Genomic DNA, 17,468 nt, shown 5'->3' with positions numbered 1-17,468 from the left:
TCAGCAGGGATCACACCGCCGATGGTGCGGGCCGACCGGGTGTGCAAGAACTTCGGCGCGCTGAAAGTGCTCCAGGGTGTCTCGCTCGAGGTGCCGCGCGGCAAGGTGCTGTGCCTGGTGGGGCCGTCGGGCTCGGGCAAGTCGACCTTCCTGCGCTGCATCAATCACCTCGAGCAGGTGAACGCGGGCAGGCTCTACGTCGACGGCGAGCTCGTCGGCTACCGGGAGAAGAACGGCAAGCTCTACGAGATGCATCCGCGCGACGCGGCCTTGCAGCGTCGCGATATCGGCATGGTGTTCCAGCATTTCAATCTCTTCCCGCACCGCACGGCGCTGGAGAACGTGATCGAGGCGCCCACCCAGGTGCGCGGTATCCGCAAGGCGGAGGCCGTCGCCCGGGCCGAGGAGCTGCTGGACCGGGTGGGTCTGGCCGCCAAGCGCAATGCCTATCCGGCGCAGCTCTCCGGCGGCCAGCAGCAGCGGGTGGCGATCGCGCGGGCGCTGGCGATGGACCCGAAACTGATGCTGTTCGACGAGCCGACCTCGGCGCTGGACCCGGAGCTGGTCGGCGAGGTGCTCACCGTCATGCGTGAGCTGGCCGATTCCGGCATGACCATGGTGGTGGTGACCCACGAGATGGGCTTCGCCCGCGAGGTCGCCGACGAGCTGGTGTTCATGGACGGCGGGGTGGTCGTGGAGGCCGGTCCGCCGCGCGAGGTGCTCGCGAATCCGCGGGAGGAGCGGACCAAGACGTTCCTGTCGCGGCTGCTCTGAGCGGTTCAGGCGGGCTGGTCACCGAGGAGTTCGAGCGAGACCTGGGCGTGCGCGATGCGGCGGATCGCGGCCAGCGCGGTGTCGCCCAGGACGGTCAGGACGACGACGGCGTCGACGATGTCCTCGCGGCCGCCCGCCGCGAAGGCATCGGCCACATCGCGCTCGGCGATCACCCGCGCGCTGTCGAAATAGGTGGGCAGGACGGTGGTGCCCCAGTCGGGGTAGCCGAGCTGGGCCATCCGGACCAGGACCGAGGTGAGGGTGTCGATGGCCTCGGGGCTGGGTTTGCTGTCCCAACCGCGCCGGGTCATCTCCGCGTGCACGACGGCGGCGGCGCGATCCCACTCGGCGTCCGGCGCCGGGGGCGGCGGGCCTGCGATGCTGCCCTGGACCACGCCGAGCAGGCTGAACAGCGGCAGGTCGGGGGAGTCGACGGCGGCCAGCACCTCGCCGACGGTGGCCACCGGTAGGCCGCCGACCTCGATGAGCGCGCGCACCAGCCGCAGCCTGCGCAGGTGCTCCCCGCCGTAGCTGGCCTGATTGGGGCCGGTGCGTTCGCCCGGGGGCAGCAGGCCCTCGCGCAGGTAGTACTTGATCGTCGCCAGGGCGATGCCGCTGCGCTCGCTCAACTCCGAAATCCGCACGCTGACCTCCGTTTTCGGCGGGCACCCTTGCCCGCCGCCGACTTAGTGGATAGTCTAACTATCCATAACGGATAGTAGAACTATCTATCACTGGGAGACTCGTCATGTCGGTCCTGTCCACCGCCGCGCTGCCTCGCCCGCGCGCTCGCCTCCATCGCCCCCTGCTGTATTTCGCCGCGGCCAATGCCGTGCTGACCGTGGTAGCCGTGGTCGGGATGCTCGTCGACGATCGCGTCGTCGCCGGGTCGGCCGCCTGGTTCAAGCCCACCAAGTTCGCGCTCTCGTTCCTGCTCTACAGCGTGGCGCTGGCCTGGCTGATCTCCTTGCGGCCCAAGGCATCCCGGCTGACCTGGTGGATGTCGACCGTCATCGTGGTCGCCGGGGTGGTCGAGCAGGCGATCATCGTCGGCCAGGTGGTGCGCGGCACGCGCAGCCACTTCAACACCACCACCGCGTTCGATGCCACACTCTGGGTGATCATGGGCGCGACCATCGTCGTGCTGTTCCTGGCGACGCTGGTGGTCGGGATCCAGCTGGCGATAACCCGTATCGGTGATGTCGCCGTCACCTGGTCGATCCGGCTCGGTATCGCGATCACGCTGGTCGGGCTGGGTCTGGGGCAGTTGATGCCGGGGCGCGAATCCGGGGTCGAGGGGATCGCGGGCGCGCACACCGTCGGCGCGCCCGACGGCACGCCGGGGATGCCGGTGACCGGCTGGAGTACCACCGACGGTGACCTGCGCATCCCGCACTTCTTCGGGATGCACGCGCTGCAGCTGTTGCCGTTGTTCGCCGCGCTGCTGGTGGTGCTGGCGCCGCGGCTGCCGATCCTGGGTGCGCTGCGGGTGCGGCTGGGTCTGGTGCTCACGGCCTCGGCGGCCTATGCCGCGGTACTGGCACTGGTCACCTGGCAGGCGCTGCGGGGTCAGCCGCTCGTGCATCCCGATCAGGCCACGCTCACCGCGGCGGCCGCGATCGGCGTGGGAATCGTTGTCGGCGTGGGAATCTCGGTCGCGAGCGCGGCCGGTGTGCGGAAGGTGGCGGTGGCATGAGCACCCTGTTCGATCTGTCGTTCTCCGTGACTGTCCCGTTCTGGGCGTTGATGATCTTCGCGCCGACCTGGCGGTGGACCCGGGTGATCGCCGGGTCGCCGTGGATCGTGCTGGCGCCCTTGACGATCTGGGCGATCGTGACCGTGCCGGTGCTCGGCACGCTGTGGGCGCTGGTGACCGCGCCGTCGCTGGCGGCGATCACCGACGCGGCCGCCGACCCGGCGATCCTGACGGCGCTGTGGGCGCAGATCCTGGCGTGGGACCTGTTCCTCGGGCGGTGGGTCTATCTCGACAGCCGGGAGCGGGAGATCTCGCCGTGGCTGATGGGTCCGGTACTGGTGGGGACGATTCTGTTGTCGCCCTTGGTGTTTCCGGTTTACCTGGTGCTGCGGGAGGTCGCCGGGCGCGGGTCCAGGGACCGGGAAGTCGCGACGGTGGCGTGAGCGGGTGCCGCGTCGCGGGGTCGCGGCACCCGGGCGGTCAGTGCTCGTCGACCGCGGTGGCGCGCGAGACCGTCTCCCAGGTGGTGACGTCGCCGCGCACCGCGTCGAGATGCCCGAGGACCGCGTCCACCGCGTCGGCGCCCAGCGGCTGGCGCAGCGGCGGCTTCGCCGCGGCCGGGGCCGCGCGGATCGCCGCGGCGGCCTTGGCCGGGTCGCCCGCCTGGCTGCCGTCGCCGCCGGACACCATGGCCCGAGTACGGCGTCGGAGCCGCCGAGGCTGTGGATCGGATCGCGCGTCGACGTCATGGCATCGCGGACAGGCCCGTGTGGCCGCCGAGTGCGATACGTAGTTGCCCGAGAAGGACATTCGCGGCCGGGCGGCCCGATCGGTCGGCGCGCCAGGCGAGGGCGAGGCGGCCGGTGATCCGGGGTTCGACGATGGTGAGGACGCGGATGTCGGCGGGGACGGCGTCGCCGAGGGCGGGGACCACGGCGGTGCCGAGGCCGCTGGCGGCCAGGCGTAGCAGCAGGGCGGGAGCGGCGGCCTCGAACGTCACATTCGGGGTGAAACCCGCTGCGGCGCAGGTGCGTTCGAAGATGCCGCGCAGACCGGTGCCGCGGGGGAGGCAGCTGAGTCGCCGATCGGCGAGTGCGGCGAGGGTGATGGTGTCGGCGGGGCCCGGCGCGTCCCGGGCGACGGCGGCCACCAGCGGGGTCTCCAGGATGACGTCGACCTCGATGCCAGGGCGCGGTGGCGCGCCGGTGAGACCGACCAGGGCGATATCGAGGTCGTCGCGGTCGAGGGCGTCGAGCATGTTCTCGGCGGTGTCCTCGGTGAGGCTGATCCCGACCCGCGGGTGATCGTGGTGGAATTCCGCGAGCACGCGGGCGATGTCGAATTCCTCGGTGGCGGCCCCCGAGATGACGCCCAGCCGGACGTGGCCGCGCAACAGCCCGGTGAACTCCTGCACCGTGGCGGTGATCCGGTCCGTGGCGGCCAGCGCGGCCCGGGCGTGGTCGAGGACGGCGAGGCCGACCTCGGTCGGGGTGACAGTGCGGGCGCCCCGATCCAGCAGGCGCTGGCCGAGCTCGCGTTCGAGCTGCCGGATCTGCGCGCTGAGCCCGGGCTGGGTGAGGTGCAGGCGCTCGGCAGCCCGGGTGAAGCCGCCCTCGTCGACGACGGTCACGAAGTACCGCAGCTGGCGCAATTCCATAACAGTCGATTATAGGAACGAGAAGAACTATCTGTTGTACTTCTCGATCGTTCGCGCGCAGGGTGGAGTCATGACCGAGAACGCAGCGCAGACTGTCGACACACCCCGCACCACCGGACCGGTGTTCCGTCCCGGCGACACCGGATACGCCGAGGAGATCGCGGGCTTCCAGACCGCCTACACCCATCGCCCCGCCCTCGTGGTCGGCGCGGTCACCGCCGAGGACGTCCGGGCCGCGGTGGAATACGCGGCGCGGCACCGGCTTCCGGTCGCGGTGCAGGCCACCGGGCACGGCCTGTCGGTGGCCGCCGACACCGGAGTGCTCATCACGACCAGGCGGATGGACACCGTCACCGTGGATCCGGTCGCCCGCACCGCGCGGATCGGAGCGGGGGTGCGGGCGGGCGCGCTCGTCGAGGCCGCCGCCGCGCACGGGCTGGCCCCGCTGAACGGGTCGTCGCTGTCGGTCGGGGTCGTCGGGTACCTGCTCGGTGGCGGGCTCGGTCTGCTGGCACGCGAATTCGGTTATGCCGCAGATCATGTGCGCGCGATCGAGCTGGTGACCGCCGACGGCCGGATGCGCACGCTGGTGCCCGGCGACGCACTGTTCGGCGCCGTCCTCGGCACCGGCGGCAATTTCGGCGTGGTGACCGGTGTGGAGCTCGATCTGGTGCCGGTCACCGAGATCTACGGCGGGCAGCTGATCTTCGCCACCGACCTGGTCGACACCGCCCTCGAGACCTGGCGGCGGTGGACCGCCACGCTGCCGGACACGCTCACCTCCACCGTGGCTGTGCTGACCTACCCCGATATCCCGGCGCTGCCCGAGCCGGTGCGCGGCAAGCACCTCGCCTCGATCCGCATCGCCTTCCACGGCACCGCCGAGGACGGGGAGCGCCTGGTGGCGCCGCTGCGCGCGATCGGTGACCGGCTGCGCGACGACCTGCGCGACATGCCCTACACCGAATCGCACACCATCCACAGCGACCCCGACTTCCCGCACGCGTACGCGGCGACCAACGCGCTGCTGGCCGAGCTGTCCCCGGCGGGCCTGGCCGCCCTGCGCGCGCTCACCGCGCCCGGCGGCCCGGTGGACGCGGTCGTCGACATCCGCCACCTCGGCGGCGCCCTGCGTCACGGCGGCGGCGCGATCGACCATCGCGCGGCCGCCTACCTCGTGCGCGTGATCACCGGCGCCGACGGCGACGCCGAACCGGCCGCGCTCACGGCCGTGCGGGAAGCGCTGGCGCCGTGGACGATCGGGCACAGCCCGAATTTCCTCTACGGCGCGGGCGCCGCCGCGACCGCCGCGCAGACCGCCGCCGGATACACGCCGCCGACCCTGCGCGGGCTGGCCGAACTCAAGCGGATCCACGACCCGCGCAACATGTTCCGCTTCAACCGCAATATCGCCCCGGCCTGACGTCTGGAATGTCCGATCTTGCCGATGGCGGGGATATCTACTATCTTGGTGATATCACTCAGATATCGGGAGGATGTCATGGAGCTGCGGACCGCATTCCGCGTCAACGGATTCGTCGTTTTGCTGGGGTGGCTGGTACTCACCCTCGCCTTCGCCGCGGCCGCGGTGGTCGCGTTCATCGCCGCCACCCAGCACGACGGCGGGGCGGTGGCCTGGGTCGGCGCGGGACTGGCCACCCTGGCGACGCTCGTCGTGCTGCTGCTCGGCACGGGGCTGACCATCGTGAACCCCAACGAGGCCAAGGTCGTCACCTTCTTCGGCCGCTACATCGGCTCGGTCAGTGAGCCCGGCTTCTTCTCGGTGGTTCCGCTGGCGGACCGCAAGTCGATCTCGCTGCGTGTGCGCAACTTCGAGACCCAGAAGCTGAAGGTCAACGACGCCGACGGCAACCCGGTCGAGATCGCCGCGGTGGTCGTCTACAAGGTGGTCGACAGCTTCAAGGCGGCCTTCGCGGTGGACGACTACGAGGAATACGTCGAGACCCAGTCCGAGGCGGCGGTGCGGCACCTGGCCACCACCCACCCCTACGACGCGCACGACGACGACCGCACCAGCCTGCGCGACGGCGCCGAGGTGGCCGAGGAACTGACCGTGGAGCTGCGGGAACGCACGCTCACCGCCGGTATCGAGGTGATCGAGGCCCGCATCACCCACCTCGCCTACGCCCCCGAGATCGCCCAGGCGATGCTGGTCCGGCAGCAGGCCGCCCAGGTCGTCGCCGCCCGCACGCACATCGTCGAGGGCGCGGTGGGCATGGTCGGCCTGGCCCTGGACCGGCTCGCCGAGGCGGGCACCGTCGAACTCGACGAGGAACGCAAGGCCGCCATGGTCTCCAACCTGCTGGTCGTCCTCTGCGGTGACCGCGCGACCCAGCCGGTCGTCAACACCGGGTCCCTCTACGCCTGAGGTCCCCCATGACGGCGCAGAAGAAGGAACCCAAGAAGGTCCTGCTGCGGCTCGATCCGGCCGTCCACGAGGCACTCGCCAAGTGGGCGGCCGACGATCTGCGCAGCGTCAACTCCCAGATCGAATACGCCCTGCGCCTTGCCCTGGAACAGGCGGGCCGCAAACCCAAGCGCGACTGACACGCACCCCCACGAACGCAGGGCGCCCACCGGATTCGGGACTCGCCGGTAAATTGTCCCGGTGCCCATCTCGTTCGACATTCCTGGAATGCAGCAGTTGGACAACACGACCTGGGGGAATCCGGCCACTCGTGATGTCGTCGCGTTGACCTATGTCAACGGCAGGCCCGATCTGCCTGCGCGCCTGCACGATCTGCGGCGGCTGCGCAAGCGGCTGGCCGAACACCATGCCCGCACCGGCTGCCTGATCGAGGCGTTCGTGGTGTGGGTCGACGATCTGCCCGCGCTGCTGCGGGTGGAGAAGACCCGGACCCCGGGACCGCGCGGCGCGCTCGTGTTCGCCGCCTCGATCGTGGTGCCCAAGGACCGGTGCTCGGCGGTGTTCCAGATCATCTGCCCGGAGACCGGGGTGCCCGGGGCGCGCGAGACCGCGATCGGCGCGCAGGTGCCTCGTTCCGAGATGTGCCCGCCGCACCCGTACGCGCCGGGACTGCGCGGCGCGCTGCCGTTCCTGCTCTCCGACGACGTCCGCTTCGACCCGGTCTTCCCGGACCACGCGCTGACCCGGGCCCGCCGCTGGATCGCCGAGACCGTGCCGCAGGTCCGGGTCGATCCCTCGTTCGCGGCGCTGCCGGAGTTCTAGGCGGGCTTCTCGGCGACGAAGATCGCGGTGCCGGGGAAGATCTCCCCGCGCAGCGGCGACCACTGGCCCCACTCGCGGTCGAGCCATTCCGGCCAGTCCGGTTCGACGATGTCGAGCAGGGTCAGCCCGGCGCCGACGATCTCGCGCACGCGGTCCCCGATGGTGCGGTGGTGCTCCACATAGGTGGGCACGCCGTCGCCGTCGACCTCCACATAGGGCGTCCGGTCGAAATAGGGGATCCGGGCGATGAGGCCCTCCACGCCCGGATCGTCGGGGAAGATCCAGCGCATCGGGTGGTTCACCGAGAACACCCAGCGCCCGCCGGGCCGCAGCACCCGGGCGACCTCGCGCATCACCAGCGCCGAATCGGCCACGAACGGCACCCCGCCGAACGCCGAGCAGGCCAGGTCGAAGGACGCGTCGGCGAAGGGCAGCGCCTCGGCGCCCGCCTGCACCAGCGGCACCCGCGGACCGCCCGCGGCCATCGCCGCCAGCCCGCGCTCGAGCATGCCCATCGACAGATCCAGCCCGACCGGATGCGCGCCCTGGCCCGCCAGCCAGCGCGAACACGGCGCCGACCCGCAGCCGATCTCGAGCACCGACTTGCCCGCCACGTCGCCGAGGAACCGCATATCGCCCTCGTGCAGGCCCTCGGGACACCACACGAACTCGCCGCCGGGCGAGTCCACGCCGAGGAACTCCGCGTGCGTCTGGTGATACTGGTCGGCGTCGGCGTCCCACCAGCGCCTGCTCGCGCGTTCGCTGGCGGCCGAACCGATCTTGGTTCGGGTGGTCGCGGTGGTTCCCAGCAGCGCGTTGGCCTGCGCGTGGCGTTCGTCGTCGGACACGCCGAACAGGGTATCGGCGTGGTGCGGGGGGTGGTTTGCCCGGCTCGGCGGGGGTCGCGTACGCTGAGGCACGCGAGTGTCTTTCGAGGGGCCTGTAGGCGCGCGAGTCGCGTGGGTACAGTATCCGATGACGGAGCCACCCGTGCTGAGTTCGATCATCGGCAACTGTGGCGGTCCGTGCGATACTTCTTCAGTATCCTTCGTCGCCTCGTCGCGGTGATCTCGCAGCGTACCGAAAGTTCCAATGTCCGCAACCGACCACAATCCGTCCGGAGCAAATCCACATATGCCCACCACCGTCACCTCGCCGCAGGTAGCCGTCAACGACATCGGCTCCGCCGAGGACTTCCTCGCCGCCATCGACGCCACGATCAAGTACTTCAACGATGGTGACATCGTCGAGGGCACCATCGTCAAGGTCGATCGCGACGAGGTCCTGCTCGACATCGGTTACAAGACCGAAGGCGTCATCCCCTCCCGCGAACTCTCCATCAAGCACGATGTCGACCCGAACGAGGTCGTTTCCGTGGGTGATGAGGTCGAGGCCCTGGTTCTCACCAAGGAGGACAAGGAAGGCCGCCTGATCCTGTCGAAGAAGCGGGCGCAGTACGAGCGCGCGTGGGGCACGATCGAGGAGCTCAAGGAGAAGGACGAGGCCGTCAAGGGCACCGTCATCGAGGTCGTCAAGGGCGGCCTGATCCTCGACATCGGCCTCCGTGGCTTCCTGCCCGCCTCGCTCGTCGAGATGCGTCGCGTCCGCGACCTCCAGCCGTACGTCGGCAAGGAGATCGAGGCCAAGATCATCGAGCTCGACAAGAACCGCAACAACGTGGTTCTCTCGCGTCGCGCCTGGCTGGAGCAGACCCAGTCCGAGGTCCGCAGCGAGTTCCTGCACCAGCTGCAGAAGGGCCAGGTCCGCAAGGGTGTGGTCTCCTCGATCGTCAACTTCGGTGCCTTCGTGGACCTGGGTGGCGTCGACGGCCTGGTGCACGTCTCCGAGCTGTCCTGGAAGCACATCGACCACCCGTCCGAGGTCGTCGAGGTCGGCAACGAGGTCACCGTCGAGGTTCTCGACGTCGACCTGGACCGCGAGCGCGTCTCCCTCTCGCTCAAGGCCACCCAGGAAGACCCGTGGCGTCAGTTCGCCCGCACCCACGCGATCGGTCAGATCGTGCCGGGCAAGGTCACCAAGCTGGTTCCGTTCGGTGCGTTCGTGCGCGTCGAAGAGGGCATCGAGGGCCTGGTGCACATCTCCGAGCTGGCCGAGCGCCACGTCGAGGTCCCGGACCAGGTCGTTGCCGTCGGCGACGACGCGATGGTGAAGGTCATCGACATCGACCTGGAGCGTCGCCGGATCTCGCTGTCGCTGAAGCAGGCGAACGAGGACTACCACGCCGAGTTCGACCCGTCGAAGTACGGCATGGCCGACAGCTACGACGACGCGGGCAACTACATCTTCCCCGAAGGCTTCGACCCCGACACCAACGAGTGGCTCGAGGGCTTCGACAAGCAGCGCGAAGAGTGGGAAGGCCGCTACGCCGAGGCCGAGCGTCGCCACAAGATGCACACCGCGCAGATGGAGAAGATGGCGGCCGACGCCGCCGCCGAGGCCGCCAACGGCGGTGCCACCTCGGGCAACTACTCCTCCGAGAGCGGCTCGCAGGCCTCCTCCGGCCAGACCGAGTCCGCCGGCGGTTCGCTCGCCAGCGATGCCCAGCTCGCGGCTCTGCGGGAGAAGCTCTCCGGCAACGCCTGATTCGGGTAGAAGCTACACACCGAAGGCCCTGGTCCATCCGGACCGGGGCCTTCGGCCTTTTCCCGGGGAGTATCGTTCGCGCCGATCGCAGCATCCCTCCGGACAAAGGTGTTGGCGTTGACGATGAGTTCCGGTCCCTTCGCTGGTCTGAACCGGCGGCAGTTCCTCGCCAAGGCGATGGCCGCCGGCGCGGTGGGAACCCTTGCCACCTGGGCGAATCCGATCATCGACCGGGCCTTCGCCGCCGATCCGGTCGGAATGGGCGGGCTCGGCGACATCGAGCATGTCGTGCTGCTCATGCAGGAGAACCGTTCCTTCGACCACTATTTCGGCACCCTGTCCGGGGTGCGCGGCTTCGGTGAGGCGTCCACGACCTGGCGCCAGTACGGCTGGTCGCCCGGAATCGGGCCCACCGCAGACGGTTTCGTGGAACCGTTCCGGCTCGACACCACCGCGGGCGCCACTCTCGACGGCGAGTGCGTCAACGATCCCGACCACTCCTGGCCCGGTATGCACCAGGCCTTCGCCGACGGCCGCAACGACGGCTGGATGCCGATGTCGGTGGCCTCGGTGGGCCCGGCCAACGCGCCCGCGGCCATGGGTTACTACCTGCCCGAGGACATTCCGATCCACACCGGGCTCGCCGACGCGTTCACCCTCTGCGACAACTACCACTGCTCGGTCCTCGGCCCGACCGACCCCAACCGGCTGTACTGGATCAGCGCGACCCTCGATCCGGACGGGCTGGCGGGCGGTCCGCTGGTGGAGACGCCGCTGCTGATCCCCAAGAACGTCTACAGCTGGCGCACCTACCCGGAGAACCTGTCCGAGGCCGGGGTGAGCTGGAAGATCTACAGCAATCGCGATGTCGGCCCGGCCTCGTCGATGATCCTGGACGGGATGCTGGGCTGCTTCACCCAGGCCGCCGATCCCGGCTCCGACCTCGCGCGCCGGGGCATCGTGCCGGTGTACCCCAACGACTTCCAGGCCGATGTCGCCGCGGGTACCCTGCCCGCCGTGTCCTGGGTGGTGCCCTCGGTCCTGCACTGCGAACATCCCGCGCTGCCCGCCGCCTTCGGCGCGGTCGGGATCGTGCAGCTGCTCGACATCCTCACCTCGAATCCGGCGGTGTGGGAGAAGACCGCGCTGATCATCAGCTACGACGAGAACGGCGGCTTCTTCGACCACGTCACCCCGCCGACCCCGCCGCCGGGGACGCCGGGTGAGTTCCTGACCGTGCCGCTGGACCGGGTGCCCGCCGCGGGCGGCATCGCCGGACCGATCGGGCTCGGCTACCGGGTGCCGTGCCTGGTGATCTCGCCCTACAGCCGGGGCGGGCTGGTCGCGACGGAGACCTTCGACCACACCTCGCAATTGCGGCTGCTGGAGACCCGTTTCGGTGTCGACGTCCCGAATCTCACGGCCTGGCGGCGCCGGGTCACCGGGGACATGACCTCGACCTTCGACTTCGCCGCCGCGCCCGACGCCGCACGCCCGGTGCTGCCGGACCCCCAGCCCAAGGCCGACGCCGCGGCGGCGCAGTGCGGGCCGAATATCGCGGCGGGGACGCTCGGGCACGGTGCGCCGTATCCGGTGCCGCCCAATGCCATGCCCGGTCAGCGGCCGGGGACGCGGCGCGCGCCGAGCGGTCCGGTGGCGATGTGACCTCAGCTCGCGGCGGCGGGAACCCAGTAGACGGTGGCCATGCTGGGCCGCTTGCGCATCGCGGCGAAACTGTGTCTGGCGGGGGAGAGCAGCGCGGACAACCACGAGCGCCGGTATTCGGCCAGACTCGCGGCGACGGCGGGGAATTCGACGCAGTGCACGCCCCCCGGCATACCCAGACGGTGGCGAGCCCCCCGCTGGTCTTTGCTGCTCATGATCATCCTTCGTCTCGCTGATACGGCCTTCCGCCTGCGCGAACAGTAGTCGACCCGACGCGCCCGGCCGCGGATTTCGTGTCGTGGCGCTCGGGCGTGTCGAGATGCGAGACTGGGCCCATGTTGCGGATCGGCCTCACCGGAGGCATGGGAGCAGGAAAGTCCACAGTGGCGCGCACGCTGGTCGAGCTGGGGGCGGTACTCGTCGACTCCGACGCGATCGCCCGCGAGGTCGTCGCCCCCGGCACGCCGGGGCTGGCGGCGCTGGTCGAGGCGTTCGGCGCGGGGATCCTGGCGGCCGACGGCAGCCTGGATCGCCCGGCGCTGGCGGCGGTCGCCTTCGCCGACGACGAGTCACGCAACACCCTCAACGCCATCACCCACCCGCTGGTCGGCGCGCGCACCGCCGAGCTGATCGGCGCCGCGCCCGCCGATGCCGTTGTCGTGCAGGATATTCCGCTGCTCGTCGAGAACGGGCTCGCGCCGCTGATGCAGCTGGTGCTGGTGGTCGGCGCCGAGATCGAGACCCGGCTGCGCAGGCTGGTGGAGCACCGCGGGGTCGCCGAGGCCGACGCGCGGACCCGGATCGCCGCCCAGGCCACCGACGACCAGCGCCACGCCGTCGCCGATGTCTGGCTGGACAACAACGGCGCGCCCGAGGTGGTCGCGGCGCAGGTGCGCGCGCTGTGGGAACAGCGGCTGGTGCCGTTCGAGCGTAATCAGCGCGAGGGCATCCGGGCGCGAGCCGACTACCGGCTGCTGCCCGCCGACCCGGAATGGGCCGCCCAGGCCCGCCGGATCATCGCCCGCCTGCACCTGATCTGCGGCGCGTCGGCGGTCCGCGTCGACCACGTGGGGTCCACCGCTGTGCCGGGGCTGCCCGCCAAGGACATCATCGACATCCAGGTGACCGTGGCCGACATGACCACCGCCGAATCGCTGGCCGGTGCGCTGAACGCGGCCGGGTTCCCGCTCGCCGACGCCGTGACCCACGACAATCCGAAGCCGACGCCGGGCGACTCGTCGGGCACCGACCTGGACCGGTGGGGCAAGCGGCTGCACGGCAGTGCTGATCCGGCGCGTCCGGCGAATATCCATCTGCGCGTACAGGATTCGCCGGGTCAGCGGTTCGCGCTCGACCTGCGCGACTGGCTGCGGGCCGAGCCGGACGCACAGGCGGCCTACCTGGCGGTCAAGCGCGAGGCCGAGCAGGCCGCCGCCGACAAGGCGGGCGAGGCGGCGGGGGAGGCCTACTACGCGGTGAAGGAACCGTGGTTCGACCAGGTCTATCCGGTGGTCACCGAGTGGGCCCGCGTCCGCGCGTGACCCCGATGCCAATCTGTTAAACATCAATGTTTCGGAAACCGGCCGGACGGGTGTGCGCCCTGTGTAAATTGTGCCGGGTCACTACAGGGTGACTCGATTCACAGGGAAGTTGTAGCGCGTATGACAACACAGCATCGTCAGTTCGGCCGGGCGGGCTTCGGTATCACCGCACTCGGCGCCGTCGCGGCCAGCATCGTGCTGGCTGCCCCGCAGGCTTCGGCCTGGGTCGGCAACCTCAATGTGGCGGGCGAGAACCACAAGGTCGGCTGCAGTTACAAGCTGACCGCCTCGGTCGAGGTCGATCGGCTGACCTCGGTGAAGTTCACCGACAACGGCGTGGACATCCCGGGCAGCCCGGTCTCGCCGTCGCTGCTCTCGGGCACCGTGAGCATCACCTGGAAGCCGACCACGGCCGGTCAGCACAAGCTCGAGGCGCGCCAGCTGCTGATCAGCGACTCGATCACGGTCACCGTGGGCGAGGCGGCCGCGACCGGCTCCGCGGGCTGCGGCGGCGGTCTGGCGGATCTGTTGCCCAGCCTGTCGGCGGGCTGATCCACCGCTGTTCTCCCGGCACCGCCGGCGACCTCGCTACCGAGGGTCGCCGGCGGTGCCGTCGTTTCAGCGCCAGGTGATGGTCATCCCGCGCTCGGCCAGCCAGTTCTCCAGGTTGTAGCCGTGGGCGGCGATCCCGTCGATGGCGGCGGTGGCGTGCTCGATGGCGGCCTGGCACTGGGCCGGGGTGAGCTGACCGCCGGTGTTGGCGGCGAGTAGCTCGTCGATGTCGACCAGGCGCACGTCACGGCCGGTGCGGACCAGAACGTCGAGGTAGTGATCGATCGAGCGCCACAGGGTGGGCGACTCCCGGGTGAACTCGCCGATATCGACGTAGATGTCCTGCCACTGCTCGACGCCGGGGTTGTAGCCGAACACGGTCGCGCGCAGCGACAGCTCGGGCACGATCCAGGACTCGAGGTAGTGGAAGTTGGGATGGTCGGAGTGGCGGGCCATGTAGAGGCCCCACGGCTCCTCCCGGTAGACCTCCACCGGCCGGACGAACCCCTTGGGATCGGTGTTCGTCCGCGCCGCGATGTCGAAGTACTCGACCTTGGGTGGGTGCACATGCACGGTGGAAGCCTGCGTCATGATCGCAGAATCTACCGTCGCGCCGGGGCGGGCGCGCGCGGACTCACATCCAGGTCAGCGTGATCCCGCGGGTGCCCAGCCACTGTTCGACATCGTGGTCCTGGGCGGCGAGACCGTCGAGCACCGCGGCCGCGTGCTCGAAGGCGCGGTCGGCCTCGGCCGTGCCGACATGGCCCGCGGCGTGCGCGGCGAGCAGGGCACCGGCCCCGCGCAGGCTCGACGAGCGGCCGCGGCGCACCGCGACATCGAGCAGATAGTCGGTGGCCTTCCAGCGCTTGGGCCCGACCTGGGTGATCTCGACGATGTCGAGGACATAGTCGTGGCTGCGGTGGTGACCCGGGCGATCGTGCTCGATGGTGATCCGGATCGAGGGCTCCGGCAGCAGCCAGGACTCCTCGTAGCGGCCGCGGGCCCGGTCGGGCGTGCGGGCCAGGTAGATGCCCCAGGGCTGGGTCTCGTACCGGTCGACCGGGCGGATATAGCCCTTGGTGTCGGTGGCGGTGAGCTCGGCCAGGTCGAAGAACTCGACCCGCGGGCGTTCGGCGGGCGGCGCGGCTCGCTGCGGGGGCGGGGGTTGCGGGCCGCGGATTTCGCGCGCGAAGTAACCCGCGAATCCGGTGACCGCCGGAGCCGCGACGAGCAGGGGAAGCAGAGCGCTCATGGCCTTGTCCTTCACCACGTGCCGATGATCAATTCAGCGTACGCCTGGATCGGGGCCCGTGCCGGGCGTGTCGCCGAGCCGCGCGATCGAATGCCCTTGGTACATGGGACTTTTCGGGCAGATCGGGGATGCTCGGGATTTGCCGGTGCGCGCGGGCGGTGAGGCGCCCTCGCCGCCGGTCGTGAAAGTTGTCGGTGGTCGGGCCTAACCTGGTGTGCATGGCATTCGCAACCGAGATTCCGGCGGAAGGGTACGAGGAACGGGGGCACCCGCTCGCGCATTCCGAGCACCGGCCAGTCGGCACGATCGAGCGCGCCGGGGGGCGCTTCGAGGTGGTCAGCGAGCACAAACCCGCAGGTGACCAGCCCGCGGCCATCGCCGAGCTGGAGCGGCGCGTCACCGCGGGCGAGAAAGACGTGGTGCTGCTCGGCGCCACCGGCACCGGCAAGTCGGCCACCACGGCCTGGCTGATCGAGAAGCTGCAGCGGCCCACCCTGGTGATGGCGCCGAACAAGACCCTCGCCGCCCAGCTGGCCAACGAGCTGCGCGAGATGCTCCCGCACAACGCGGTGGAGTACTTCGTCTCGTACTACGACTACTACCAGCCCGAGGCCTATATCGCGCAGACCGATACCTACATCGAGAAGGACAGCTCGATCAACGACGACGTCGAGCGGCTGCGGCACTCGGCCACCTCGAGCCTGCTCTCGCGCCGCGACGTGGTGGTGGTTGCCTCGGTGTCGTGCATCTACGGCCTGGGTACGCCACAGTCCTATCTGGACCGGTCGGTGCAGCTCGAGGTGGGTGGCGAGGTCGATCGCGACGCGCTGCTGCGGCTGCTGGTCGACGTGCAGTACACCCGCAACGACATGGCCTTCACCCGCGGCACCTTCCGGGTGCGCGGCGACACCGTCGAGATCATCCCCTCCTACGAGGAGCTCGCGGTACGCATCGAGTTCTTCGGCGACGAGATCGAGGCGCTCTACTATCTGCACCCGCTCACCGGCGATGTGGTCCGCCAGGTCGACTCGCTGCGGATCTTCCCGGCCACCCACTACGTGGCGGGTCCGGAGCGGATGAACCGCGCGGTCGCCGATATCGAGGCCGAGCTGGCCGAGCGGCTGGCCGAGCTGGAGAAGCAGGGCAAGCTGCTCGAGGCGCAGCGGTTGCGCATGCGCACCGAATACGACCTGGAGATGATCCGTCAGGTGGGCTTCTGCTCCGGCATCGAGAACTACTCGCGTCATATCGACGGCCGTCCGGCGGGCTCGGCGCCTGCCACCCTGCTCGACTACTTCCCCGACGATTTCCTGCTGGTGATCGACGAATCGCACGTCACCGTGCCGCAGATCGGCGGCATGTTCGAAGGCGATATGTCGCGCAAGCGCAATCTCGTCGAGTTCGGTTTCCGGCTGCCCTCCGCGGTCGACAACCGGCCGCTGACCTGGGAGGAGTTCGCCGACCGGATCGGGCAGGCGGTCTACCTGTCGGCGACGCCGGGCCCCTACGAGCTCGGGCAGGTCGGCGGTGAGGTGGTCGAGCAGGTGATCCGCCCGACCGGCCTGGTCGACCCGCGGGTGGTGGTGAAGCCCACCAAGGGCCAGATCGACGATCTGGTGCACGAGATCCGCGGCCGCACCGAGCGCGATGAGCGGGTGCTGGTCACCACTTTGACCAAGAAGATGGCCGAGGACCTCACCGACTATCTGCTCGGCCTGGGCGTACGGGTGCGCTACCTGCACTCCGAGATCGACACCCTGCGCCGCGTCGAGCTGCTGCGCCAGTTACGGCTGGGCGAATACGACGTGCTCGTCGGCATCAACCTGCTGCGCGAGGGTCTCGACCTGCCCGAGGTGTCGCTGGTCGCCATTCTCGACGCCGACAAGGAGGGCTTCCTGCGGTCGAGCACCAGCCTCATCCAGACCATCGGCCGCGCGGCGCGCAATGTCTCCGGCGAAGTGCACATGTACGCCGACAAGATCACCGACTCGATGCGCCACGCCATCGACGAGACCGATCGCCGCCGCGCCAAGCAGGTCGCCTACAACGAGGCCAACGGCATCGACCCGCAACCGCTGCGCAAGAAGATCGCCGACATCCTCGACCAGGTGTATCAGGAGGCCGAGGACGAGGTCGCCGTCGGCGGCTCGGGCCGCAATGCCAGCCGCGGCCGCCGCGCCCAGGGCGAGCCCGGCCGCGCGGTGAGCGCCGGGGTCTACGCCGAACGCGACGTGAAGTCCATGCCGCGCGCCGAACTGGCCGATCTGGTCACCGAGCTCACCGCGCAGATGATGAACGCCGCCCGCGAACTCCAGTTCGAGCTGGCGGGGCGCTTACGCGATGAGATCGCCGATCTGAAGAAGGAGCTACGCGGCATGGACGCCGCGGGGATCAGCTAGGCGCCAGCGGTGGCTGCCCTTCCGCCGCGCGAGCGACGACCACGGGTTCTCGGCCGCCTCGCCTCCGAGTGGCGAGACGTAACGCCGAAGGCGGAGTATCGCCACTCGGAGGCGAGG

19 protein-coding genes are annotated in these 17,468 nt (G+C 69.9%); 12 read left to right on the top strand and 7 right to left on the bottom strand.

Going from position 1 to position 17,468, the window contains the following annotated elements:
- The first annotated feature begins 21 nt into the window (after nucleotides 1-21).
- A complete protein-coding gene (locus WA675_RS22410; RefSeq protein ID WP_336086932.1) occupies nucleotides 22-774 on the top strand; it encodes an amino acid ABC transporter ATP-binding protein in 753 nt (250 codons plus the stop codon).
- A gap of 5 nt (nucleotides 775-779) precedes the next feature.
- On the opposite strand, the gene WA675_RS22405 is transcribed toward WA675_RS22410, so the two are convergent.
- Nucleotides 780-1,418, bottom strand: a complete 639-nt coding sequence (locus tag WA675_RS22405; RefSeq protein ID WP_336086818.1) for a MerR family transcriptional regulator — start codon at nucleotides 1,416-1,418, stop codon at nucleotides 780-782.
- Nucleotides 1,419-1,522: 104 nt separating this feature from the next.
- Here WA675_RS22405 and WA675_RS22400 point away from each other — a divergent pair, with 104 nt between their 5' ends.
- Together WA675_RS22400 and WA675_RS22395 are read left to right on the top strand one after the other, a co-directional pair.
- Nucleotides 1,523-2,470, top strand: coding sequence for a hypothetical protein (locus WA675_RS22400; protein ID WP_336086817.1), 948 nt, complete (start codon nucleotides 1,523-1,525; stop codon nucleotides 2,468-2,470).
- Nucleotides 2,467-2,913, top strand: coding sequence for an ABA4-like family protein (locus WA675_RS22395; RefSeq protein WP_336086816.1), 447 nt, complete (start codon nucleotides 2,467-2,469; stop codon nucleotides 2,911-2,913). Before WA675_RS22400 ends, WA675_RS22395 begins: the two co-directional genes overlap by 4 nt.
- Nucleotides 2,914-2,950: 37 nt before the next feature.
- Here the strand turns inward: WA675_RS22395 and WA675_RS22390 are convergent, their stop codons facing one another.
- Together WA675_RS22390 and WA675_RS22385 are read right to left on the bottom strand one after the other, a co-directional pair.
- Nucleotides 2,951-3,160: a hypothetical protein gene (locus tag WA675_RS22390; protein WP_336086814.1), complete on the bottom strand. Its 210-nt coding sequence runs from the start codon at nucleotides 3,158-3,160 to the stop codon at nucleotides 2,951-2,953.
- Nucleotides 3,161-3,215: 55 nt separating this feature from the next.
- Entirely contained in the window at nucleotides 3,216-4,127 is a 912-nt protein-coding gene (locus tag WA675_RS22385; RefSeq protein WP_336086813.1) for a LysR family transcriptional regulator, read from the bottom strand.
- A 70-nt stretch (nucleotides 4,128-4,197) separates the two neighbouring features.
- Between WA675_RS22385 and WA675_RS22380 the strand changes: the two genes are divergently transcribed.
- From WA675_RS22380 to WA675_RS22365, 4 genes are all read left to right on the top strand, one after another.
- Nucleotides 4,198-5,550: an FAD-binding oxidoreductase gene (locus tag WA675_RS22380; RefSeq protein WP_336086812.1), complete on the top strand. Its 1,353-nt coding sequence runs from the start codon at nucleotides 4,198-4,200 to the stop codon at nucleotides 5,548-5,550.
- A 78-nt stretch (nucleotides 5,551-5,628) separates the two neighbouring features.
- Nucleotides 5,629-6,516 (top strand): SPFH domain-containing protein, encoded by an 888-nt coding sequence (locus tag WA675_RS22375; protein ID WP_336086811.1) that lies wholly within the window; start codon nucleotides 5,629-5,631, stop codon nucleotides 6,514-6,516.
- Nucleotides 6,517-6,524: 8 nt separating this feature from the next.
- Entirely contained in the window at nucleotides 6,525-6,695 is a 171-nt protein-coding gene (locus WA675_RS22370) for a toxin-antitoxin system HicB family antitoxin (RefSeq protein WP_278265923.1), read from the top strand.
- Nucleotides 6,696-6,783: 88 nt separating this feature from the next.
- Nucleotides 6,784-7,338: a hypothetical protein gene (locus WA675_RS22365; protein ID WP_336086810.1), complete on the top strand. Its 555-nt coding sequence runs from the start codon at nucleotides 6,784-6,786 to the stop codon at nucleotides 7,336-7,338.
- Here the strand turns inward: WA675_RS22365 and WA675_RS22360 are convergent.
- Nucleotides 7,335-8,186 carry a class I SAM-dependent methyltransferase gene (locus tag WA675_RS22360; RefSeq protein ID WP_336086808.1) on the bottom strand — a complete coding sequence of 284 codons (852 nt, stop codon included), beginning with the start codon at nucleotides 8,184-8,186 and terminating at the stop codon, nucleotides 7,335-7,337. The genes WA675_RS22365 and WA675_RS22360 overlap by 4 nt on opposite strands.
- Before the next feature lie 286 nt (nucleotides 8,187-8,472).
- On the opposite strand from WA675_RS22360, the gene rpsA reads away from it, so the two are divergent.
- Both rpsA and WA675_RS22350 read left to right on the top strand, forming a co-directional pair.
- Complete coding sequence (gene rpsA / locus WA675_RS22355; protein WP_336086807.1) at nucleotides 8,473-9,942, top strand: 30S ribosomal protein S1; 1,470 nt, start codon at nucleotides 8,473-8,475, stop codon at nucleotides 9,940-9,942.
- Nucleotides 9,943-10,065: 123 nt separating this feature from the next.
- Entirely contained in the window at nucleotides 10,066-11,607 is a 1,542-nt protein-coding gene (locus WA675_RS22350; RefSeq protein ID WP_336086806.1) for a phospholipase C, read from the top strand.
- A gap of 2 nt (nucleotides 11,608-11,609) precedes the next feature.
- Here the strand turns inward: WA675_RS22350 and WA675_RS22345 are convergent, their stop codons facing one another.
- Nucleotides 11,610-11,822 carry a hypothetical protein gene (locus WA675_RS22345; RefSeq protein ID WP_336086805.1) on the bottom strand — a complete coding sequence of 71 codons (213 nt, stop codon included), beginning with the start codon at nucleotides 11,820-11,822 and terminating at the stop codon, nucleotides 11,610-11,612.
- Nucleotides 11,823-11,942: 120 nt separating this feature from the next.
- Here WA675_RS22345 and coaE point away from each other — a divergent pair, with 120 nt between their 5' ends.
- Both coaE and WA675_RS22335 read left to right on the top strand, forming a co-directional pair.
- Nucleotides 11,943-13,148, top strand: coding sequence for a dephospho-CoA kinase (gene coaE / locus WA675_RS22340; RefSeq protein ID WP_336086804.1), 1,206 nt, complete (start codon nucleotides 11,943-11,945; stop codon nucleotides 13,146-13,148).
- 120 nt (nucleotides 13,149-13,268) lie between these two features.
- Entirely contained in the window at nucleotides 13,269-13,700 is a 432-nt protein-coding gene (locus WA675_RS22335) for a hypothetical protein (protein ID WP_336086803.1), read from the top strand.
- Between the two features lie 66 nt (nucleotides 13,701-13,766).
- Here the strand turns inward: WA675_RS22335 and WA675_RS22330 are convergent, their stop codons facing one another.
- Both WA675_RS22330 and WA675_RS22325 read right to left on the bottom strand, forming a co-directional pair.
- Entirely contained in the window at nucleotides 13,767-14,291 is a 525-nt protein-coding gene (locus tag WA675_RS22330; protein WP_336086802.1) for a DUF402 domain-containing protein, read from the bottom strand.
- 43 nt (nucleotides 14,292-14,334) lie between these two features.
- Nucleotides 14,335-14,952, bottom strand: coding sequence for a DUF402 domain-containing protein (locus WA675_RS22325; RefSeq protein ID WP_336086801.1), 618 nt, complete (start codon nucleotides 14,950-14,952; stop codon nucleotides 14,335-14,337).
- 218 nt (nucleotides 14,953-15,170) lie between these two features.
- Here WA675_RS22325 and uvrB point away from each other — a divergent pair, with 218 nt between their 5' ends.
- The gene (uvrB, locus tag WA675_RS22320) at nucleotides 15,171-17,351 is read left to right on the top strand and encodes an excinuclease ABC subunit UvrB (protein ID WP_336086800.1); all 2,181 of its coding nucleotides are present in this window, start codon (nucleotides 15,171-15,173) and stop codon (nucleotides 17,349-17,351) included.
- The last annotated feature ends 117 nt before the right edge of the window (nucleotides 17,352-17,468 follow it).

The organism is Nocardia sp. SSK8 (assembly GCF_037034205.1).
Taxonomy (GTDB): Bacteria; Actinomycetota; Actinomycetes; order Mycobacteriales; family Mycobacteriaceae; genus Nocardia.
Note: the sequence above shows the minus strand (reverse complement) of the source record. Positions and strands in the feature narration are given on the sequence as shown.